We start from the raw sequence: 18962 nt of genomic DNA, 5'->3' as shown, positions 1-18962 counted from the left end.
AGTCACCCCTCCTGGCGGGCCTGGGCGAAGGCCCAGGCGTCGGCGACGATGCCCGCGAGGTCCGCGCGGGACGGGTTCCAGCCGAGGCGCTCGCGCGCGACCTGGGCGGAGGCGACGAGGACGGCCGGGTCGCCGCCGCGGCGCGGTGCGGCGGCCTCGGGGATCGGGTGGCCGGTGACCTGGCGGACGGTCTCGATGACCTCGCGGACGGAGAAACCGTTGCCGTTGCCGAGGTTGCAGATCAGGTGCTCACCCGTGGTCGCGGCGCCGAGGGCGAGGAGGTGGGCCTCGGCGAGGTCGGCGACGTGGATGTAGTCGCGGACGCAGGTGCCGTCGGGCGTCGGGTAGTCGTCGCCGTAGACGGAGATCGCGTCGCGGCGGCCCTGGGCGACCTGGAGGACGAGCGGGATGAGGTGGGACTCGGGGTCGTGGCGCTCGCCGCAACTGCCGTACGCACCGGCCACGTTGAAGTAGCGCAGCGACACGGCGGCCAGGCCGTGGGCGGCCGCCTCGCCGGTGATCATGTGGTCGACGGCGAGCTTCGTGGCGCCGTACGGGGAGGTGGGGGCGGTGGGGTCGGACTCGGTGATGGGCGAGCTCACGGGCTCCCCGTACGTCGCCGCGGTGGACGAGAAGACGAGCGTGCGGACGTCCGCGTCGCGCATCGCGCCGAGCAGCGCCATCGTGCCGCCGACGTTGTTCTCCCAGTACTTCTCGGGCTTCACGACGGACTCGCCGACCTGCGAGAAGGCGGCGAAGTGCAGGACGGCGTCGTACGAGGAGTCCAGCCACTTGGCGGCGTCCCGGATGTCGCCCTCGATGAACTCGGCGCCCGCCGGGACTCCCGCGCGGAACCCGGTCGAGAGGTTGTCGAGGACGGTCACCCGGTGGCCGGCCTCCAGGAGATGCTGGGCGACCACGCTGCCGACATAGCCCGCACCACCCGTGACCAGGTACTTCCCGCTCATGAACTCGCTACCTCTCGCAGTCGCTGGGCCGCGGTTTCCGGCGGCACGTCGTTGATGAACACACTCATGCCGGATTCGGAACCCGCGAGGAACTTCAGCTTGCCGGAAGTGCGGCGGATGGTGAAAAGCTCGAGGTGCAGCGCGAAGTCGTGGCGTCGCACCCCGTCGATCCCGCCGCACGCGTCGAGTGTGCCGAACGGCGCCTGGTGCCAGGCGGAGATGTACGGCGTCGGCGGCTCACCCGCACCGAAGATCCGGTCGAAGCGCCTCAACAGTTCCAGATACACCTGGGGAAACTCTGTGCGCGCCGCGTCGTCGAGCGCGAGCAGATCGGGCACCCGGCGCTTCGGGTAGAGGTGCACCTCGTACGGCCAGTGCGCCGCGTACGGGACGAAGGCCACCCAGTGGTCGCCCTCGATGACGACCCGCTCGCCGGTGCGCTCCTCGGCGAGGACGTCGTCGAACAGGTTGCGGCCGCCGGTGCGCTCCTTGTACTCGGCGAGCGAGCGCAGCATGAGGGCGGTGCGGGGGGTGGTGAAGGGGTAGCCGTAGATCTGGCCGTGCGGGTGGCCGAGGGTGACGCCGATCTCGGCGCCGCGGTTCTCGAAGCAGAAGACCTGTTCCACGGACGGGAGTTGGGCCATCTCGGCGGTGCGGTCGGTCCAGGCCTCCAGGACGAGTCCGGCCTGTTCCTCGGTCAGGTCGGCGAAGGACGCCTCGTGGTCGGACGTGAAGCAGACGACCTCGCAGCGGCCCGCGTCCCCGGCGAGCGAGGGGAAGCGGTTCTCGAACACGGCGACGTCGTACGAGGAGTCGGGGATCTCGCTGAGCCGGTCCCCCTCGGACGGGCACAGGGGGCATTCGTCGGCCGGGGGGTGGTAGGTGCGGGCCTGCCGGTGGGAGGCGACGGCGACCGCGTCGCCGAGCAGGGGGTCGCGGCGTATCTGGGTGGAGCTGGCGACGGGGTCCAGGGGGCGCCGGTCCACCGCGTCCCGTACGACGTCGTCGCGCGAGTCGAAGTAGATGAGCTCGCGACCGTCGGCGAGCCGGGTCGACGTCTTCTTCACCTGTGCTGCTCCTCGTCCACACCCGCCAACAACTCAACAGAATCAAACATAACAAAGCACGGGGCAACGGGGCCGTCAAGGGATCGCGCGCACAAACGCTTACGCAGAAGGGGAGTTGTGGGCACACTAAAGAAAGTGGCGAGGGCGCCCGAGAAGACTCTCCGGTCCACCCACCACAACCGAACAAAGAACCTCAGCCGCTACACACCATCAGGCCCGGCATCGAGCGGCAGCGCCCCCGCCCGGTCGAGCAGCCCCGTACGCGCCGCGAGCGCCGCCGCCTCCAGACGCGAACCGACGCCCAGCTTCATCAGGACCCGCTGCACATGCGTACGGGCCGTGCTCGGCGCGATGCCCATGCCGGCCGCGATGACCCGGGTGTCCTCGCCCTCCGCGACCCGCACCAGGACCTCGACCTCACGCGGCGTCAGCACTTCCAGCAGCCGCTGCGCCTCGTCGTCGGGCTGCGCGGCCGGGTTGAGCAGCTCGGCGAAGGCCCCTTGGAGGAGCTGCGGCGCCACGGCCGCCTCGCCCGCCCGCGCCTTCATCAGGGCACGCTCGACACCCTCGATCCGCTCGTCGTGCCGTACGTATCCGGAGGCACCGGCCGCGAACGCCGCCGCGATGCCGCGCGGTGACGGCACCGGCCCGAGGACGACCACCGCCACCTGCGGGCGCTCCCGCTTGATCCGCACGATCGGGTCGAAGATGCCCGGCTGCGCGGGCGTCGCCGTACCGATCAGGCAGACCTCGGGCACCCGCGCGATCACCAGGTCGGCCGCTCCCGCGGCGGGCGCGGCCGCCGCGAGGACCCGGTGTCCGCGCAGCTTCAGGGCCGAGGCGAGCGCCTCGGCGAGCAGTCGGTGGTCGTCGACCACCATGAGCCGCACGGCCATAGAGCCCTCCCCCACATCCCCCGGGACCCCACAAGGCCCCGCACACCCCCACGGTCCGGAAAGCCCCCCGACTCCCCGCCCTCCTCATCCCCGGGAAGCTACACGCTCCTCCGCCATAGCGCTTCCCCTACGACGAGAAGTGCCTGAACTGCCGGTATCTCCCGGCCGGCAAGCGCGTACCTACGCCGACGGCCCCGCACCGGGAAGCGGTACGGGGCCGTCGGGTACGGCTCGCAGCGGCGCTCGGCCGCCCCTGAGCTACTGCGTGGCGAAGGCCACGGCCTCGTACTCCTTGTCGTCCGCCGAGTACGGGTGGGAGATGAGGTCCTTCGACATGATCAGGCGGCCGTTGGTGTAGAGCATCTCGGACGTCCTCGGGACCATGCCGCTGATGACGCTGGACACGGCTTCCGTCGCCGGAGTGACCAGGAGCGTCGTCTCCTTCAGCGTCTTCGGGTCGATCGTGACGATCTCGGAGCCCTTGTCGTAGGGGCCGTCCTTGTACGCCAGGATGTTCCCGCCGTCCATGCGGACCGGGAAGATCTTGTAGTCGCCGCCGTCGACGCGGTCACCGGTGGGCTTGCCGGTCGCCAGCGAGAACGACACGATCTCGTTGGTCGTGCTGATGCCGCTGCCCTGGTGCTCCTTGGTCGGCATGTAGACCCGGTCGTTGCCGACCGTGATGCCCTTGCAGTCGTGGACCAGGACGACGTCGCAGTCGAAGTCGTACTTGTCCTTCTCCAGCGAGATCTTGGCGCGGAGCTGCCCGGTGTTGTCGTCGAGCGAGAACAGGTCCGAATACTGGACCTCCTCACCGGTGGCGATCACGAACGTGACCGGCTTGGTGGAGACCACGGCGATCACGTTCACATTGGCCGGGACCTTGTAGGTCCACTTCGGCTTGCCCGTCGCCGGGTCGAGGAGCTGCACCTGGTGCTTCTCGTCCCCGAAGTCACCGCACTTGCGGACCGCGACCAGCTGCTCGCCGCCGCGGTAGCCCATGTCCTTGCACGAGCCGGTCTGCGGCTGCCAGAGGATCTTGCCGGTCTTGAGGTCGAAGGCCGCGCCGCCGTCGTAGCCGCCGCCGGCCGCCAGCGTGGAGCCGGTGATCGACAGCTCCTTGAACGCGATCTCACGACCGCCGCTCTCGAGGCTCTTCGTCCACAGCTTCTTGCCGGTGTCGACGTTGAATACCGTGATCTGCGTGCAGTTCTCCGGCGTGTAGTCCTTGGCCTTGCGCGGGGCGGCCTCGCTGACGACGGCGCTCAGGCCGTCCTCGGTGATCTCGGGGGCGGCGCCGCACGTCTGGCCGGACATCGGGAGGGCCCAGGACTTCTTGCCGGTGACGGAGCTGTAGCCGACGATCTCGTCGAGCCCCGACTTGGCGTACGTCGTGTCGGTGAGCCAGGAGCCCTTGACGGTGAAGACCTCATTCTTGGGCACCTCGTGCTGAGGGAGCTGGAAGAGGACCTGGGCGCTGGTGTTCGCCGGGGCCTTCTCCTTGCTCTCCCCGCCGATCGGGCCGCCGCCCGAGCCGCCCTTGTTGTCGCCGCCGCCCTTGCCGCCGCCACCGGTCGGTCCCGCGGAGCTGGCGTTCGTGTCGTCACCGGACGACGAGGAGTACCAGACACCGCCGCCGACGATCAGGGCGACCGCGACGACGGCACCGATGATGATCATCATCTGGTTGCTGATCTTCTTGCCGACGCCGGCGCCCGCCGTCTGCATGGGCGTCGTGGCGGGCGGCGGGTACGCGCCGTACTGGGGCTGCTGGCCCGGGTAGCCGTAGCCCTGCTGGGGCTGCTGGGCCGGGTAGCCGTACTGGGGCGCCGGGGCCTGCGGCTGGCCGTAGCCGGGCTGGCCCTGCGGCGCCATCGGCATGGTCGGGGGCTGCGGCGGCTGTCCCGGGGGCGGCGTCTGGGGTGCCTGCGGGTAGCCGTAACCGGGCTGCTGCGCGGGCGGCGGCGTGGGCGCGCCGAACCCTGCGGGCGGCGGGTCCTGGGGCGCGCCGAAGCCCTGGGCCGGGGGCTCCTGCGGGGCGCCGAAGCCTCCCGCCGGCGGCTCCTGCGGGGCACCGAAGCCCGGGGCCGGGGGCTCCGCGGGCTTGCCGAAGCTGACCGGCGGGGGATCCTGCGGCGTGCCGGAACCGTCCTGCGGCGGCTCGTTCGGCGGCTGGGGCGGCTGGGTCATGACGTGTGTACCTCGTGATGCGGGAAGGAGGAGCGGACGGCGGAGCAGTGGGCGGTAACTGACAGCGGGACGGTGGCTAGTTGCCGTACGCCAGCATCAGCTTCTCCTGGCCCTTGATGTTGCCGGACAGACGCGTCGTGGAGATGTAGAAGCGTCCGTCGACGTAGTCGATCGCCTTGGAGTAGAAGCCGCTCTCGATCTCGGCGGTGCCCGCCGGGTTCTGCAGCAGCGTCTTCGGCGTGTGCGAGCCCGACGCCGCGACGGAGACGACCTTGCCCCCGGCGTCGTACGAGGCGTTGACGTAGGCGATCAGGTCGCCGCCCTGCGTCTTCAGCGGCAGCATGTTCTCGGCCACCGGCGACTTCACGCGCCAGCGCTCCTTGCCGCTGTCCAGGCTGATCGCGACGACCTCGTTGGCACTGCCGCTGGAGGCCTTGGTCGGCAGGTACAGCGTGTCGGCGTCGGCCGCGACGCCGGTGCAGCCCTGGAGATTACGGTCGAGGATGGCCCAGCCGCACTCGGGCGCCCACTGCTCGTCGACCTTGACCTCGGACCGCACCGCGCCGCTGCCGTCCTTCAGCGTGGTGATGTTCCACTGCTTCTTGTCCTCGTTCGTCAGGTAGAGGACGACCGGGGACAGGGAGTAGGTGCGGGCGACCTTCCAGCCCTTGGGGAACGCCTTGGTCCACTTCGTCTTGCCGGTGGCCGGATCCAGCTCCTGGATCTCCTCGTGCTCCTTGTCCGTGGAGGCACCGCAGGAGGAGACGGCCAGCAGGCGCTCGCCGCCGGCGAACGCCGACGGGAAGCAGGCGGCGCCGTACTTCTTCTTCTCGAAGATCTGCTTGCCGTCGGCCGCGCTCAGGCCGACGCCGGACATCTGCCGGCCGACCATCAGCGTCTTGCCGGCGTAGGTGAGCTCGATCCCGGTGCTGGTGCTGTCGAAGAGGGCACCCTCGGAGATCTTCGCCTCCCAGTCCTTCTTGCCGGTCTTCAGGTCGATCTGCTCCACCGTGTTGCACTTGGCGCGGTCGGTGATGCCGCTCATGTACGCGACGGCGACCTTGTCCTCGTCGGACTTCTGCGCGGTGGCGCCGCAGATCTTCTGCGGCAGCGTGACCGTCGGCCAGCTCGGGCGGCCGCCCTCGATGTCGTACCCGACGATCTCGTTGTAGGCGGCCTTCGCGGCGATCGTGTCGGTGATCCACATGCCGGGGGCGTCCGCGCCGGAACCGGGTGCCTTGGGGGCCGTCTTGTACCAGAGGATCTTCGACTCGCCCGCCTTGCGGCCCGCGTTGAGGTCCTCCGAGCCGGCGTTCCCGTCACCGGAGCCGTCACCCGGGTTGACCGGGGCGGAGCTCGCGGGCTTCGGGTCCTGGCTCTTGTCGGCGACCGGCTTCTTCGGGTCACCGCCGCCGCCCACGACCGCCCAGACCACACCGCCGGCGATCACGACGACGGCCACCGCGGCGGCCGTGATGATCCCGGCCTTGCTCTTGAAGAAGTTGCCGCCACCGCCGCCCGGGGCCGCCGGGCCACCGGGGAACTGGGGCTGCTGCTGCGGGTACCCGTACTGCGGCTGCTGGCCGTACGGACCCGGCTGCTGGCCGTAGGGGCCGGGCTGCTGGGGCTGACCGTAGGGACCGGGCTGCTGCGCGGGCTGACCGTACGGGCCCGGCTGCTGCGGGTAGCCGTAGGGGCCGCCCTGCGGGGGCTGGCCGTACGGGCCGGGCTGCTGGGGGTAGCCGTATCCGGGCTGCGGGGCCGGCGGCGTCTGCGGGGCACCGGCCGGCGGCTGGGCCGGAGGCTGTGGGGCGCCGGCCGGAGGCTGCGGCGGCTGGGCCGGAGGCTGCTCGGGATCCTGTGGTGCTCCGAATCCGCCTTGCGGCGGCTGATTGGGCGGCTGAGTCATCAGCGCTCCCCCCGTCTTCACTGATGTGTTCTGCTCGCCTGGTCGTTTTCAGGTCGTTCTCTGGCCGGTCTCAGGCAGGTACCGGCGCCCTTTTCTATCACCCTGTGCACTAGCACATAGGGCCGGTCGCTCCCCTGTTCCCAAGGGAGGACCGGCCCGTGATGGGTCTGTTACTGGGTCTTCACGCGTCCTCCGCGAGTTCCAGCCAGCGCATCTCCAACTCCTCGCGCTCGCCGCCCAGTTCCCTCAGTTCCGCGTCCAGCTTGGCCACCTTCGCGAAGTCTGTGGCGTTCTCGGCGATCTGTGCGTGCAGCTTGGTCTCCTTCTCGGAGATCTTGTCCAGCTGACGCTCGATCTTCTGGAGCTCCTTCTTCGCGGCGCGGGCGTCCGCGGCGGAGACGGTCTTCTGCGCGGCGGGCGCGGCGGCGGCGATCGGGGAGGCGGCGGCCACCGCGTCCTCCATCGCGTGCCGGCGCTCCAGGTACTCGTCGATGCCGCGCGGCAGCATCCGCAGCGCGCCGTCACCGAGCAGCGCGAACACCCGGTCCGTCGTGCGCTCGATGAAGAACCGGTCGTGGGAGATCACGACCATGGAGCCGGGCCAGCCGTCGAGCAGGTCCTCCAGCTGCGTCAGGGTCTCGATGTCGAGGTCGTTCGTCGGCTCGTCGAGGAAGAGCACGTTCGGCTCGTCCATGAGCAGGCGCAGGATCTGGAGGCGACGGCGCTCACCACCGGAGAGGTCGCCGACCGGCGTCCACTGCTTCTCCTTGTTGAAGCCGAACGTCTCGCAGAGCTGGCCCGCGGTCATCTCGCGGCCCTTGCCGAGGTCGACGCGGTCGCGGACCTGCTGCACGGCCTGGAGGACCCGCAGTTCGGGGTTGAGTTCGGCGACCTCCTGGGAGAGGTAGGCGAGCTTCACGGTCTTGCCGACGACGACCCGGCCGGCGGCCGGCTGCGCCTCGCCCTCGGTACGGGCGGCCTGCGCGAGGGCGCGCAGCAGGGAGGTCTTGCCCGCGCCGTTCACGCCGACCAGGCCGATGCGGTCGCCGGGGCCGAGCTGCCAGGTCAGGTGCTTGAGGAGCACCTTGGGCCCGGCCTGCACGGTGACGTCTTCCAGGTCGAACACGGTCTTGCCGAGCCGGGAGCTGGCGAACTTCATCAGCTCGCTCTTGTCGCGCGGCTCCGGCACGTCGGCGATGAGCTCGTTCGCGGCCTCGATGCGGTAGCGGGGCTTGGAGGTGCGGGCGGGGGCGCCGCGGCGCAGCCAGGCCAGCTCCTTGCGCATCAGGTTCTGCCGCTTGGCCTCCTCGGTCGCGGCGATGCGCTCGCGCTCGGCCCGCGCGAAGACGTAGTCGCTGTAGCCGCCCTCGTACTCGAAGACGTCGCCCTTCTGCACGTCCCACATGCGGGTGCAGACCTGGTCGAGGAACCAGCGGTCGTGGGTCACGCAGACGAGCGCGGAGCGGCGGGCCTGGAGGTGGCTCGCCAGCCAGGAGATGCCCTCGACGTCGAGGTGGTTGGTGGGCTCGTCGAGGACGATCAGGTCGGGCTCGCCGATGAGGAGCTTCGCGAGCGCGATACGGCGCCGCTCGCCGCCGGAGAGCGGGCCGATGACGGTGTCGAGGCCCTTCTCGAAGCCGGGCAGGTCGAGACCGCCGAAGAGTCCGGTGAGCACGTCGCGGACCTTGGCGTCGCCGGCCCACTCGTGGTCGGCCATGTCACCGATGACCTCGTGCCGGACGGTCGCCTCGGGGTCGAGGGAGTCGTGCTGGGTGAGGACGCCGAGGCGCAGGCCACCGCTGTGCGTGACGCGGCCGGTGTCGGCCTCCTCCAGCTTGGCGAGCATCCGGATGAGGGTGGTCTTGCCGTCTCCGTTCCGCCCGACGACACCGATCCGGTCCCCTTCGGACACGCCGAGCGATACGCCGTCGAGCAGGGCACGCGTGCCGTACACCTTGCTGACTGCCTCGACATTGACCAGGTTGACTGCCATTTCGCTCCTGACAAGGGGATGGATCAGTCTTCCAGCGTAGTCGCCGCGCCCGGCGTCCCCGGCCGTGCGTACCGTCGCCGGGCCCGCCCGCACCGGCGCGCGGCGGCCCGGCCGAGGGCCGCGACCTCGCGGGGGCGGGCCACCCGGCCCTGCAGCGGGCCGCCGGCCGGCGGCGGCAGAAGGTGGCCGCGGGTGGCGAGGGCGGTGTGCAGCCCGACGAGGGCGAGGGCGCCGAGCGGGACGACGGCTCGGCCGATACGGCGCCGGCGGCGCCGGTGCCGGGCGTCCGTGTTGTCGGTGGTCATGACGACCACGGTGTCGCGACCTGGGCGGGGGCCGACAGCGTGCGCGTACTCAGTTACTCATGAGTACGCACCCGCGCCGGGGCGTCAGCCCTTGATGAGCGTCAGCCTTTGACGAGCGTCAGCCTTTGACGAGCGTCAGCCCTTGACGAGCGTCAGCTCTTGATGAGCGTCAGCCTTCGACGAGCGTCAGCTCTTGATGACCGTCGCGCCCGCCGCCGGGGACGAGGCCACCCGTGCCGAGCGGCAAGTGCCCGACTCCGTAAGGGAGTTGGCGATCCGGTGGGCCGACTCCGCGTCCGCCGCGAGGTACGCCGTCGTCGGGCCGGAGCCCGAGACCAGTGCGGCGAGCGCGCCCGCCGCCGTGCCCGTGTCGAGCGTGGACTTCAGGGACGGGAAGAGCGAGAGGGCCGCGGGCTGGAGGTCGTTCGTGACGGTGGCCGCCAGAGCGGACACGTCGCCGGTGCGCAGGGCGTCGAGGAGCGCGGGCGCGGCGACGGGCTCGGGCACGTCACGCCCTTCCCAGAGCCGGTCGAACTCGCGGTACACGGCGGGCGTCGACAGACCCCCGTCGGCGGCCGCGAACACCCACCAGAACTCGCCGCCCACGTCCAGGAGTTGCAGCTTCTCGCCGCGTCCGGTGCCGAGCGCGGCCCCGCCGACGAGGCTGAACGGCACGTCGCTGCCCAACTCGGCGCAGATGTCCAGGAGTTCGGCCCGCGAGGCACCCGTGCCCCACAGCGCGTCGCAGGCCACGAGCGCGCCGGCCGCGTCGGCGGAACCGCCCGCCATGCCGCCCGCGACAGGGATGTCCTTGGCGATGTGCAGGTGGACGCGGGGCTCGATCCCGTACCGCTCGCCGAGCGCGATCGCGGCGCGGGCCGCGAGGTTCGTACGGTCGAGGGGGACCTGGTCCGCGCCGGGGCCCTCGCAGGTGAGGGTCAGTTCACCTGCGGGCGTCGCCGTGACGTCGTCGTAGAGGCCGACGGCGAGGAAGACATTGGCGAGGTCGTGGAAGCCGTCGGGGCGGGCGCCGCCCACCGCGAGCTGGACGTTGACCTTGGCGGGGACCCGAACGGTGACGCTCACGCCTGGTCTCCGGCGTTCTTGTTCTCCGCGATCCGCGCGAACTCCTCGACGGTCAGGGCCTCACCGCGAGCCTGCGGCGAGACACCGGCCGCGACCAGGGCGGCCTCGGCGGCGGCGGCCGATCCGGCCCAGCCGGACAGCGCGGCCCGCAGGGTCTTGCGGCGCTGCGCGAAGGCCGCGTCGACGACGGCGAAGACCTCGCGCTTGGAGGCGGTCGTCGCCACCGGCTCGGTGCGCCGGACCAGCGAGACGAGACCGCTGTCGACGTTCGGCGCGGGCCAGAAGACGTTCCGCCCGATGGACCCGGCGCGCTTCACGTCCGCGTACCAGTTGGCCTTGACCGACGGGACGCCGTAGACCTTCGAGCCGGGGGCGGCGGCGAGGCGGTCGGCGACCTCGGCCTGCACCATGACGAGCGTGCGCTCGATGGTCGGGAAGGTGTCGAGCATGTGCAGCAGGACCGGCACGGCGACGTTGTAGGGCAGGTTCGCGACGAGCGCCGTGGGCGCCGGGCCCGGCAGTTCGGACACGAGCATCGCGTCGGAGTGGACGAGCGCGAACGCGTCCTTCTTCCGCGGGAGGCGCGCCTCGATCGTCGCGGGGAGCGCGGCGGCGAGCACGTCGTCGATCTCCACGGCGGTGACGTGGGCCGCCACGTCCAGGAGCGCCAGGGTCAGCGAGCCGAGGCCCGGTCCGACCTCGACGACGTTGTCCTCGGGGGTGACCTCGGCGGTGCGCACGATACGGCGGACCGTGTTGGCGTCGATGACGAAGTTCTGGCCGCGCTGTTTCGTGGGCCGTACGCCCAGGGCTGCCGCCAGTTCGCGGATGTCGGCGGGGCCAAGCAGGGGGCCCTGGGGGTCAGTGGTGCTCACGGTCTCAGGGTACGGGGCGTACCGCTGACCCCCGCCCACGCCTACCTGTGCGGCCGCCCGCCTACCCGTGCAGGCGCCCCCCGCAGTGCGGCCACGGCCCGGTGCCGCGCTGCACGTACAGCTTCTTCGCCCGGTACGTCTGCTCCGACGCGGACGCGTCCTGCGGCCGGCCCCCGCCGCCCAGGCTGTGCCAGGTCTGTACGTCGAACTGGTAGAGCCCGCCGTACGTGCCGGTCGCGTCGGTCGCGGAGGGGCTGCCGCCCGACTCGCACTGCGCGAGCCCGTTCCAGTTCAGGCTGTCCGTCCCGGCGACGGAGGACGGCAGCGGTTTGGTGCCGACCTTCACGACCTGGCTGCGCGGCTCGCGCACGACCTCGGTCCGCACCCGGCGCGGCTTCTGCCGGACGCCGTTGACGGTGCGCAGGGAGTAGGTGACGCGGCGGGTGCCCTGCTGGCCGGCGCGCTCGACGACCTCGGTGCCGCGGAACAGGGTCGGGTCGTCGCTCCGCTCCACCTCGAACGCGATGGGTTCGTCCCGTACTTCGGTGCTGCCCTTGATCCGCATGACGGTGACCGTCTGCCCGTCGCGCGGGAAGCTGTCCTGCGGCACCGACGTGGTGTCCTCGCCGTGCAGCTGGACGCCCGCCTCGTCGACGACCTCCCGCACGGTGGCGGCGTTCGTGCGGACGGTGGTTTCGCGGCCGTCGGCCATGACCGTGACGCTGCGCTCGGTGCGGACGTCGAGCGCGAGTCCGTCGCGGGCGATGCGGCGGGAGCGGGACGTGGACACGTAGGCGCCCTCGGCCCGGACGCCGAGCTGGCGCAGGGCGCCCGCCACGGTGCCGGCGGTGGTCCACACCTTGCGGCGCTCCCCGTCGAGGGTGAGGTGGACGGGCCGGCCGTAGCGCACGGCGACCTCGTCTCCGCTGGCCAGGGCGGCGCCGGGGGCGGGAGCGACGATGTCGTGCGGGCCGACGGTGAGTCCTTCGTCGGCGAGCAGGTCGGAGACGTCGCCCGCGAAGGTGTGCAGGGTGCGGGACTTGCCGTCGACGCTGAGTTCGACGGCCTTGTCGGCGGCGACGAACGCGGTCGTGCCGCCGGCGAGTACCGCGACGACGAGCGCCTGCGGCAACAGGCGCCCCAGGGATTCCGGACGCTCGGGCCGTCTCTTGCGCCGCGCCGCCCGCCGGGCCTCGGCGCGCCCCCCGGACCGCGGGACGGGGGCGGGCTGCTGCGGCACCGCCGTCTCGGGGACCTGCCACGCGGGCAGCGTCTCCATGGACTCGAAGCCGGGCCGGTAGGTGTCACCCGGGTACGGGCCGGGCGCTAACCCGTACCCGCCGGGAGCGTCGAGCGTCTCCTGCGGTTCGTACGTCCCGTACGGCGAATTGCTCACGACAGCGCTCCTGGGTCCGGATCGGGCGAGGAGAACCTAGCGGAGCGACGGTCACTCTCCAAAGCCACGCGACTACGTTGTGTCGCGCCCCGGGCCCGCGCCGGACCGCCCGCCGGAGCCGCGGGCGTGATCCGTCAGTAATCGAACGCGCGCGCAGTGTTCGCGGAGACCGCCGCCGCCAAGGTGTCCTCGTCCAGGCCCTTGACCGCGGCCATCGCGCGCAGCGTGACCGGAATGAGATACGGGGCGTTAGGCCGTCCGCGGTAGGGCGCGGGGGTCAGGAAGGGCGCGTCGGTCTCGACCAGGACGAGTTCGCGCGGGGCGACGGCCAGCGCGTCACGCAGATGCTGGGCGTTCTTGAAGGTGACGTTCCCGGCGAACGACATGTAGTAGCCGTGCTCCGCGCAGACCTTCGCCATCGCCGCGTCACCCGAGTAGCAGTGGAAGACGGTGCGCTCGGGGGCGCCCTCCTCCTTGAGGATCCGCAGCACGTCGTCGTGGGCGTCCCGGTCGTGGATCACAAGTGCCTTGCCGTGCCGCTTGGCGATCTCGATGTGTGCACGGAACGAACGCTCCTGCGCGGCCATGCCTTCAGGTCCCGTACGGAAGTGGTCGAGGCCGGTCTCGCCGACGCCCTTCACGTGCGGGAGGGCCGCGAGTCGGTCGATCTCGGCGAGCGCCTCGTCGAGGGCCGCGTCACCGCCGGCCGGCCGCTCGCCCTGCCGGGACCAGCCGTCGGGGTCGCCCAGGACGATCCGGGGCGCCTCGTTCGGGTGCAGGGCGACGGTGGCGTGCACGCTCGCGTGGGCCGCCGCGGTGTCGGCGGCCCAGCGGGACCCGTTCACGTCGCAGCCGACCTGGACGACCGTCGTCACACCCACCGACGCGGCCTTGGCGAGGCCCTCCTCCACCGTGCCCGACTGCATGTCGAGGTGGGTGTGCGAGTCGGCGACCGGCACCGACAGGGGCGCGGGCAGCGGCGGCGGGGTGACGTCCTTCGAACGGTCAGAGCTCATGCCCCGATCCTACGAAGCCGGGGCGCGGGGCCAGAGGGGCGGCCGCTCAGTCGTGCTTGCGGTGGTGGAAGGGGTGGAGGAGGTCGGAGAGGTGCCAGTGATGGTGCTGCTTCGCGGGACGCTCCTCGCCGCCCGCGGCCTGCGGCTCGCGCGGGTGCGGCGTCGTCGCCGGGCGGTGCATCACGTCGCGGACGGACGAGACGCGTCCGGCCCGCATGATCCGTACGACATGGCCGTCGCAGTTGGCGCACGTGGGACGGGTCAGCGGGGACGGGACCCGCGCGCCTCCCGCCACGTACATCACGAACTCCGCGCCGTCACCGTCGATGTGGTGCTCGATCTCGTACGACTGTTCCCAGCCGTGACCGCACCTCATGCAGGCGAAAGAGTACGACTCGTGGGCTATCGCCGTGGCCGCGCTCCGGTTCGGTATCGGGGGCGCGGTTGCACTGGCCGGGGTCGGTACGGCGCCTGCGATCTCACTCATGCCAGCTCCTCTTGTCCGGTGGACAAGGCACCTCCGGGCGGGGGCATTACATCCACCCTGAAGCGTGGGACAGGTGCGTCCCTTCAACCAGTGGACGCTTCTCCCGGCGGATACGCATCAGGCCTGTCGACTGTTGGAGCTGATTTGGCCTTTCCATGCCGGAACGGACCTGATGCGGGGCCTGCGCTTTGCCTTTCAGGCTAGTCCTTTGCCCGCCGATGGGGCGTCGCGCGCGGCATTCTTTGCCGCCACCACGGCGTCGAAGACCTCCCGTTTGGGTAGGCCTGCTTCGGCGGCCACGGCGGCGATCGCCTCCTTGCGCCGCTCCCCCGCCTCCTCCCGCACGAGCACCCTGCGTACCAGCTCAGAGGCGTCGAGTTCCTCCGCGCCCTTCTCCGGGGCGCCCTCCACGACGACGGTGATCTCGCCGCGTACGCCCTCGGCCGCCCAGCGCGCGAGCTCCCCGAGCGGGCCGCGCTTCACTTCCTCGTACGTCTTGGTGAGCTCGCGGCACACGGCCGCGCGGCGGTCCTCGCCGAAGGCCTCGGCCATCGCGGCGAGGGTGTCGTCGAGGCGGTGCGGGGCCTCGAAGTAGACGAGGGTGCGGCGCTCGTCGGCCACCTCGCGCAGCCGGCCCATGCGCTCGCCGGCCTTGCGGGGCAGGAAGCCCTCGAAGCAGAACCGGTCGACGGGGAGCCCGGACAGCGCGAGCGCGGTGAGCACGGCGGACGGGCCCGGTACGGCGGTGACCTTGATGTCCCGCTCGACGGCCGCGGCGACGAGCCGGTACCCGGGGTCGGACACGGACGGCATCCCGGCGTCGGTCACGAGGAGCACCCGGGCCCCGCCCGCGAGCGCCTCGACCAGCTCGGGCGTACGGGCGGACTCGTTCCCCTCGAAGTAGGACACGACGCGTCCGGCGGGCGTCACGCCGAGCGCCTGCGTCAGACGGCGCAGCCGGCGGGTGTCCTCGGCGGCGATGACGTCGGCGGCGGCCAGCTCCGCGCTGAGCCGGGGCGGCGCGTCCGCCACGTCACCGATGGGCGTGCCCGCGAGCACGAGCGTTCCGGGGGAATCAGAGCTAGCTGTCACCGGTCCATCCTCGCAGGGGCGGGAACGACGGCGTCCCGCCCCTCCGCCGCCCGCCCGACCCAGTGGGTCCCGCCCCGCTGCCTCCCGCCCGGCTAGGTGGGTCCCGCGCCCGTACGGCCCGACCCGGTCGGGGCACTCGCGGGACTCGGGAATCGGCAGTCGCCCCCTCACACAGCCGCGTTCCCTACGATGGCGCGGTGACCCGTACCGCTTCTTCCGCCACCTCGCTCTCGACCAGCGCTCCGCCGGCCCCCGGCGAGGAGCGGCAGCCGTCGACGTGGGAGCGGCGGCTGCGCCGGTTCGGTCACGTGGCGCGGCCGAGAGGTGACGTGGGGTCGCGGCTCGTGCCGCCGTACGCGCCGCCGTCGTCCCGTCTGTGGGCGACGCTCGGCATCGGCGACGGCACCGCGCGGGCGCTCACGCGCTGGTCGGCCTGGCTCGGCCCGCTGGTCGTGACGCTCGTCGCGGGCCTCATGCGGTTCTGGCGCCTCGGCAGCCCGAAGGCCGTGATATTCGACGAGACGTACTACGCGAAGGACGCGTGGGCGCTGATCCACCGCGGCTTCGAGGTCAACTGGGACAAGAACGCCAACGACCTGATCCTCAGGACCGGCGGCCACGTCCCGATCCCGCACGAGGCCGCGTACGTCGTGCATCCGCCGGTCGGCAAGTACGTCATCGGCATCGGCGAGTGGATGTTCGGGTTCACCCCGTTCGGCTGGCGGTTCATGACAGCGCTGCTCGGGACGCTGACGGTGTTCCTGGTGTGCCGCATCGGGCGGCGGCTGCTGCGGTCGACGTTCCTGGGCTGTCTGGCCGGGCTGCTGCTCGCGGTGGACGGGCTCGCGTTCGTGATGAGCCGCACGGCGCTGCTCGACTCCGTCCTCGTGTTCTTCGTGGTCGCCGCGTTCGGCTGCCTGGTCGTGGACCGCGACAGGGCGCGCGGGGCGCTGGCCGCCGCACTGCCGAGGGGTGAGGACGGCGTGCCGCGCCCCGACGCGCACGTCGCCGAGACGCTGGGCCTCGGCTGGCGCCCGTGGCGGCTGCTCGCCGGCCTGTGCCTGGGCCTCGCCGCCGGCACGAAGTGGAACGGCTTCATCTATCTGGCCGCGTTCGGCATCCTCACGGTCCTGTGGGACGTCGGCGCGCGCCGCGTCGCGGGGGCCAGGCGGCCGTACGCCACCGTGCTCAAGCGGGATCTCGGCTGGGCGTTCCTGTCGACGGTCCCGGTCGCGGTCGGCACGTACGTCCTGTCCTGGCTGGGCTGGATCCTTTCTCCGGCCGACGGGACCGGCGGCTACTTCCGCAACTGGGCGGCGACCTCCGGCCGCGGCGGCTCCTGGACCTGGCTGCCCGACTGGGTGCGCAGCCTGTGGCACTACGAGCACGAGGTCTACAAGTTCAACGTCGGCCTGAGCTCCCCGCACATCTACCAGTCGAACCCGTGGAGCTGGCTCGTCGACGGCCGCCCGGTCTCGTACTTCTACGAGTCCCCGGCGCCCGGCAAGGACGGCTGTCCGGTGGGCGCCGGCGACAAGTGCGCCCGCGAGGTCCTCGCGCTCGGCACCCCGCTCCTGTGGTGGGCCGCCGTCTTCGCCGTCCTCTATCTGCTGTGGCGCTGGTTCTTCCGCCGTGACTGGCGGGCGGGCGCGATCGCGTGCGGCATCGCGGCGGGCTACCTGCCGTGGTTCAACTACCAGGAACGCACGATCTTCTTCTTCTACGCGGTCGTGTTCGTGCCGTTCCTGTGCCTGGGCGTCGCGATGCTGGTGGGCGCGATCCTGGGGCCACCCGGGTCCTCGGAGCGGCGCCGGATCGTGGGCGCGGCGGGCGCGGGCGCCCTCGTCCTCCTGATCGTGTGGAATTTCATCTACTTCTGGCCGATCTATACGGGTCAGGCCATCCCGTTCGACTCCTGGCAGTCACGTATGTGGCTCGATACGTGGGTGTGACACCGAAAGCCGGTCTACAGTCCCCCCAGGAACCTGGGGGAGGGGACTGGACATGCGAAGAGGGGTCAAGGCCACTGTGGTCGGCGGGGTGTTCGCCGTCATGGTCGGAGGCGCGGGGTACGGCGGCTACAACCTGGTGACGGCCGTCACCGGGACGGGCGGATCCAGTACGGCGGGGGCTCCCGCGCCGCGCAGGACCGGGCCACCGACGGCGGACGAGATCAAGGACGTGTCGCAGAAGTTCCTCACCGCGTGGGCGGAGGAGAACCCGGACGCGGCGTCGAACTACACGAACAACGCGGACGCGGCGCTCGCGGCGCTGACCGGCTGGAGCGACGACGCGCACGTCACGCACACCACTCTGACGGCGGGCGCGCGCTCGGGTGCCCGGGTCCCGTTCACGGTGAAGGCCACGGTGGCGTACGGCGGGAAGAAGAAGACCCTGTCGTACGACTCCGCGCTCACGGTCGTGCGGGGGCTCAGCACCGGCCGGGCGCTGGTCGACTGGCAGGCGTCCGTGGTGCATCCGGACATGGAGCGCGGCGACACCCTCGTCACCGGCGAGGCCGAGGCGCCGCCCATCGAGGCCGTCGACCGCGCGGGCAACGTCCTGACGGCGGACAAGTACCCCTCGCTCGGCCCGATCCTCGACAAGCTTCGCGAGAAGTACGGCGACCAGACCGGCGGCGAGCCGGGCGTGGAGACGTACATCAAGCGCGAGAGCGAGGACGCGGGCTCCAAGACGCTGCTCACGCTCGCCAAGGGCAAGGCGGGGAAGCTGCCGACAACGCTGAGTGCGACCGCGCAGGCGGCGGCGGAGCGGGCGGTGCTGAGCTACGCCGAGTCGTCCGTGGTGGCCGTGCAGCCGAGCACGGGCGACATCCTCGCGGTCGCCAACCACCGCAAGGACGACTTCAACGCCGCCTTCCTGGGCCAGCAGCCTCCCGGCTCCACGATGAAGATCATCACCGCGGCCATGCTCATTGACAACGGTGTCGCCTCCATGAACAGCCCGGCGCCGTGCCCGGACACCGCGACCTGGCAGAGCCAGACGTTCCACAACCTGCCGGGGATGCGGCCGAACGAGAGCGCCACGCTCGCGGACAGCTTCGCGCGGTCCTGCAACACGGCGTTCGTGAAGCTCATCGACGAACAGCCGCTGACGGACGAGTCGTTGACCCGCGAGGCACAGGACCGGTTCGGCCTCGGCCAGGAGAACTGGAAGACCGGCATCGCCTCGGCCGACGGCACGGTCCCCGCGTCCGGCGGGCCCGACCGCGCCGCCAACGCCATCGGACAGGGCCAGGTCCAGATGAATCCGCTGAACATGGCGTCCGTCACGGCGACCGTGAAGAACGGCGCCTTCCGCCAGCCCGTGCTCGTGCCGCGCTCCCTCGACGACCGTGAACTCGCGCAGGCCCAAGGGCTCGCCCCGGGTACGGCTTCGCAGTTGCGGACCATGATGTATCGCACAGCGACGGTGGGAACCGCGGCGCAGGTGATGGCGGGTCTGGGTACCGAAATCGGCGCCAAGACCGGCTCCGCCGAGGTCACCGGACAGGAGAAGTCGAACAGCTGGTTCGCCGGTTATCGCGGGGATGTCGCGGCTGCCGCGGTCACCGAGGAGGGCGGCCACGGCGGCGACGCGGCGGGCCCGATCGTGGCTGCGGTGCTGCGGGCCGGAACCTGAGACTCCGTCGGGGGCACACATCTGGACGCCTTAGTCTGGG

15 protein-coding genes are annotated in these 18962 nt (G+C 71.6%); 2 read left to right on the top strand and 13 right to left on the bottom strand.

Annotated features, from left to right (window positions below; translation table 11 throughout):
• Nucleotides 1-2: 2 nt before the first annotated feature.
• From galE to rsmI, 13 genes are all read right to left on the bottom strand, one after another.
• Entirely contained in the window at nucleotides 3-968 is a 966-nt protein-coding gene (galE, locus tag ABZ893_RS16805) for a UDP-glucose 4-epimerase GalE (RefSeq protein WP_361403388.1), read from the bottom strand.
• Nucleotides 965-2035 carry a galactose-1-phosphate uridylyltransferase gene (galT, locus tag ABZ893_RS16800; RefSeq protein ID WP_361403385.1) on the bottom strand — a complete coding sequence of 357 codons (1071 nt, stop codon included), beginning with the start codon at nucleotides 2033-2035 and terminating at the stop codon, nucleotides 965-967. Before galT ends, galE begins: the two co-directional genes overlap by 4 nt.
• Nucleotides 2036-2235: 200 nt before the next feature.
• A complete protein-coding gene (locus ABZ893_RS16795; RefSeq protein ID WP_361403382.1) occupies nucleotides 2236-2931 on the bottom strand; it encodes a response regulator transcription factor in 696 nt (231 codons plus the stop codon).
• A gap of 258 nt (nucleotides 2932-3189) precedes the next feature.
• Nucleotides 3190-5121: a PQQ-binding-like beta-propeller repeat protein gene (locus ABZ893_RS16790; protein ID WP_361403379.1), complete on the bottom strand. Its 1932-nt coding sequence runs from the start codon at nucleotides 5119-5121 to the stop codon at nucleotides 3190-3192.
• A gap of 76 nt (nucleotides 5122-5197) precedes the next feature.
• Complete coding sequence (locus tag ABZ893_RS16785) at nucleotides 5198-7030, bottom strand: PQQ-binding-like beta-propeller repeat protein (RefSeq protein ID WP_361403376.1); 1833 nt, start codon at nucleotides 7028-7030, stop codon at nucleotides 5198-5200.
• Between the two features lie 181 nt (nucleotides 7031-7211).
• Nucleotides 7212-9023: an ABC-F family ATP-binding cassette domain-containing protein gene (locus ABZ893_RS16780; protein ID WP_361403374.1), complete on the bottom strand. Its 1812-nt coding sequence runs from the start codon at nucleotides 9021-9023 to the stop codon at nucleotides 7212-7214.
• 23 nt (nucleotides 9024-9046) lie between these two features.
• Nucleotides 9047-9328 carry a hypothetical protein gene (locus ABZ893_RS16775; RefSeq protein ID WP_361403372.1) on the bottom strand — a complete coding sequence of 94 codons (282 nt, stop codon included), beginning with the start codon at nucleotides 9326-9328 and terminating at the stop codon, nucleotides 9047-9049.
• 186 nt (nucleotides 9329-9514) lie between these two features.
• Nucleotides 9515-10414, bottom strand: coding sequence for a 4-(cytidine 5'-diphospho)-2-C-methyl-D-erythritol kinase (locus ABZ893_RS16770; protein ID WP_361403369.1), 900 nt, complete (start codon nucleotides 10412-10414; stop codon nucleotides 9515-9517).
• On the bottom strand, nucleotides 10411-11289 hold the full coding sequence (gene rsmA, locus ABZ893_RS16765; protein ID WP_361403366.1) for a 16S rRNA (adenine(1518)-N(6)/adenine(1519)-N(6))-dimethyltransferase RsmA: 879 nt from the start codon (nucleotides 11287-11289) through the stop codon (nucleotides 10411-10413). Before rsmA ends, ABZ893_RS16770 begins: the two co-directional genes overlap by 4 nt.
• 61 nt (nucleotides 11290-11350) lie before the next feature.
• The gene (locus tag ABZ893_RS16760; RefSeq protein WP_361403363.1) at nucleotides 11351-12685 is read right to left on the bottom strand and encodes a ubiquitin-like domain-containing protein; all 1335 of its coding nucleotides are present in this window, start codon (nucleotides 12683-12685) and stop codon (nucleotides 11351-11353) included.
• A 134-nt stretch (nucleotides 12686-12819) separates the two neighbouring features.
• Nucleotides 12820-13701 carry a TatD family hydrolase gene (locus ABZ893_RS16755; protein WP_361403360.1) on the bottom strand — a complete coding sequence of 294 codons (882 nt, stop codon included), beginning with the start codon at nucleotides 13699-13701 and terminating at the stop codon, nucleotides 12820-12822.
• 46 nt (nucleotides 13702-13747) lie between these two features.
• Nucleotides 13748-14188 carry a hypothetical protein gene (locus tag ABZ893_RS16750; protein WP_361403358.1) on the bottom strand — a complete coding sequence of 147 codons (441 nt, stop codon included), beginning with the start codon at nucleotides 14186-14188 and terminating at the stop codon, nucleotides 13748-13750.
• A 195-nt stretch (nucleotides 14189-14383) separates the two neighbouring features.
• Nucleotides 14384-15280, bottom strand: coding sequence for a 16S rRNA (cytidine(1402)-2'-O)-methyltransferase (gene rsmI / locus ABZ893_RS16745; protein WP_361403355.1), 897 nt, complete (start codon nucleotides 15278-15280; stop codon nucleotides 14384-14386).
• A gap of 197 nt (nucleotides 15281-15477) precedes the next feature.
• On the opposite strand from rsmI, the gene ABZ893_RS16740 reads away from it, so the two are divergent.
• Together ABZ893_RS16740 and ABZ893_RS16735 are read left to right on the top strand one after the other, a co-directional pair.
• Nucleotides 15478-17232, top strand: coding sequence for a phospholipid carrier-dependent glycosyltransferase (locus ABZ893_RS16740; protein WP_361403353.1), 1755 nt, complete (start codon nucleotides 15478-15480; stop codon nucleotides 17230-17232).
• Between the two features lie 52 nt (nucleotides 17233-17284).
• Nucleotides 17285-18922: a penicillin-binding transpeptidase domain-containing protein gene (locus ABZ893_RS16735; protein ID WP_361403350.1), complete on the top strand. Its 1638-nt coding sequence runs from the start codon at nucleotides 17285-17287 to the stop codon at nucleotides 18920-18922.
• Nucleotides 18923-18962: the final 40 nt, after the last annotated feature.

It is taken from the genome of Streptomyces sp. NPDC046821, assembly GCF_040645335.1.
Taxonomy (GTDB): Bacteria; Actinomycetota; Actinomycetes; order Streptomycetales; family Streptomycetaceae; genus Streptomyces.
Note: the sequence above shows the minus strand (reverse complement) of the source record. Positions and strands in the feature narration are given on the sequence as shown.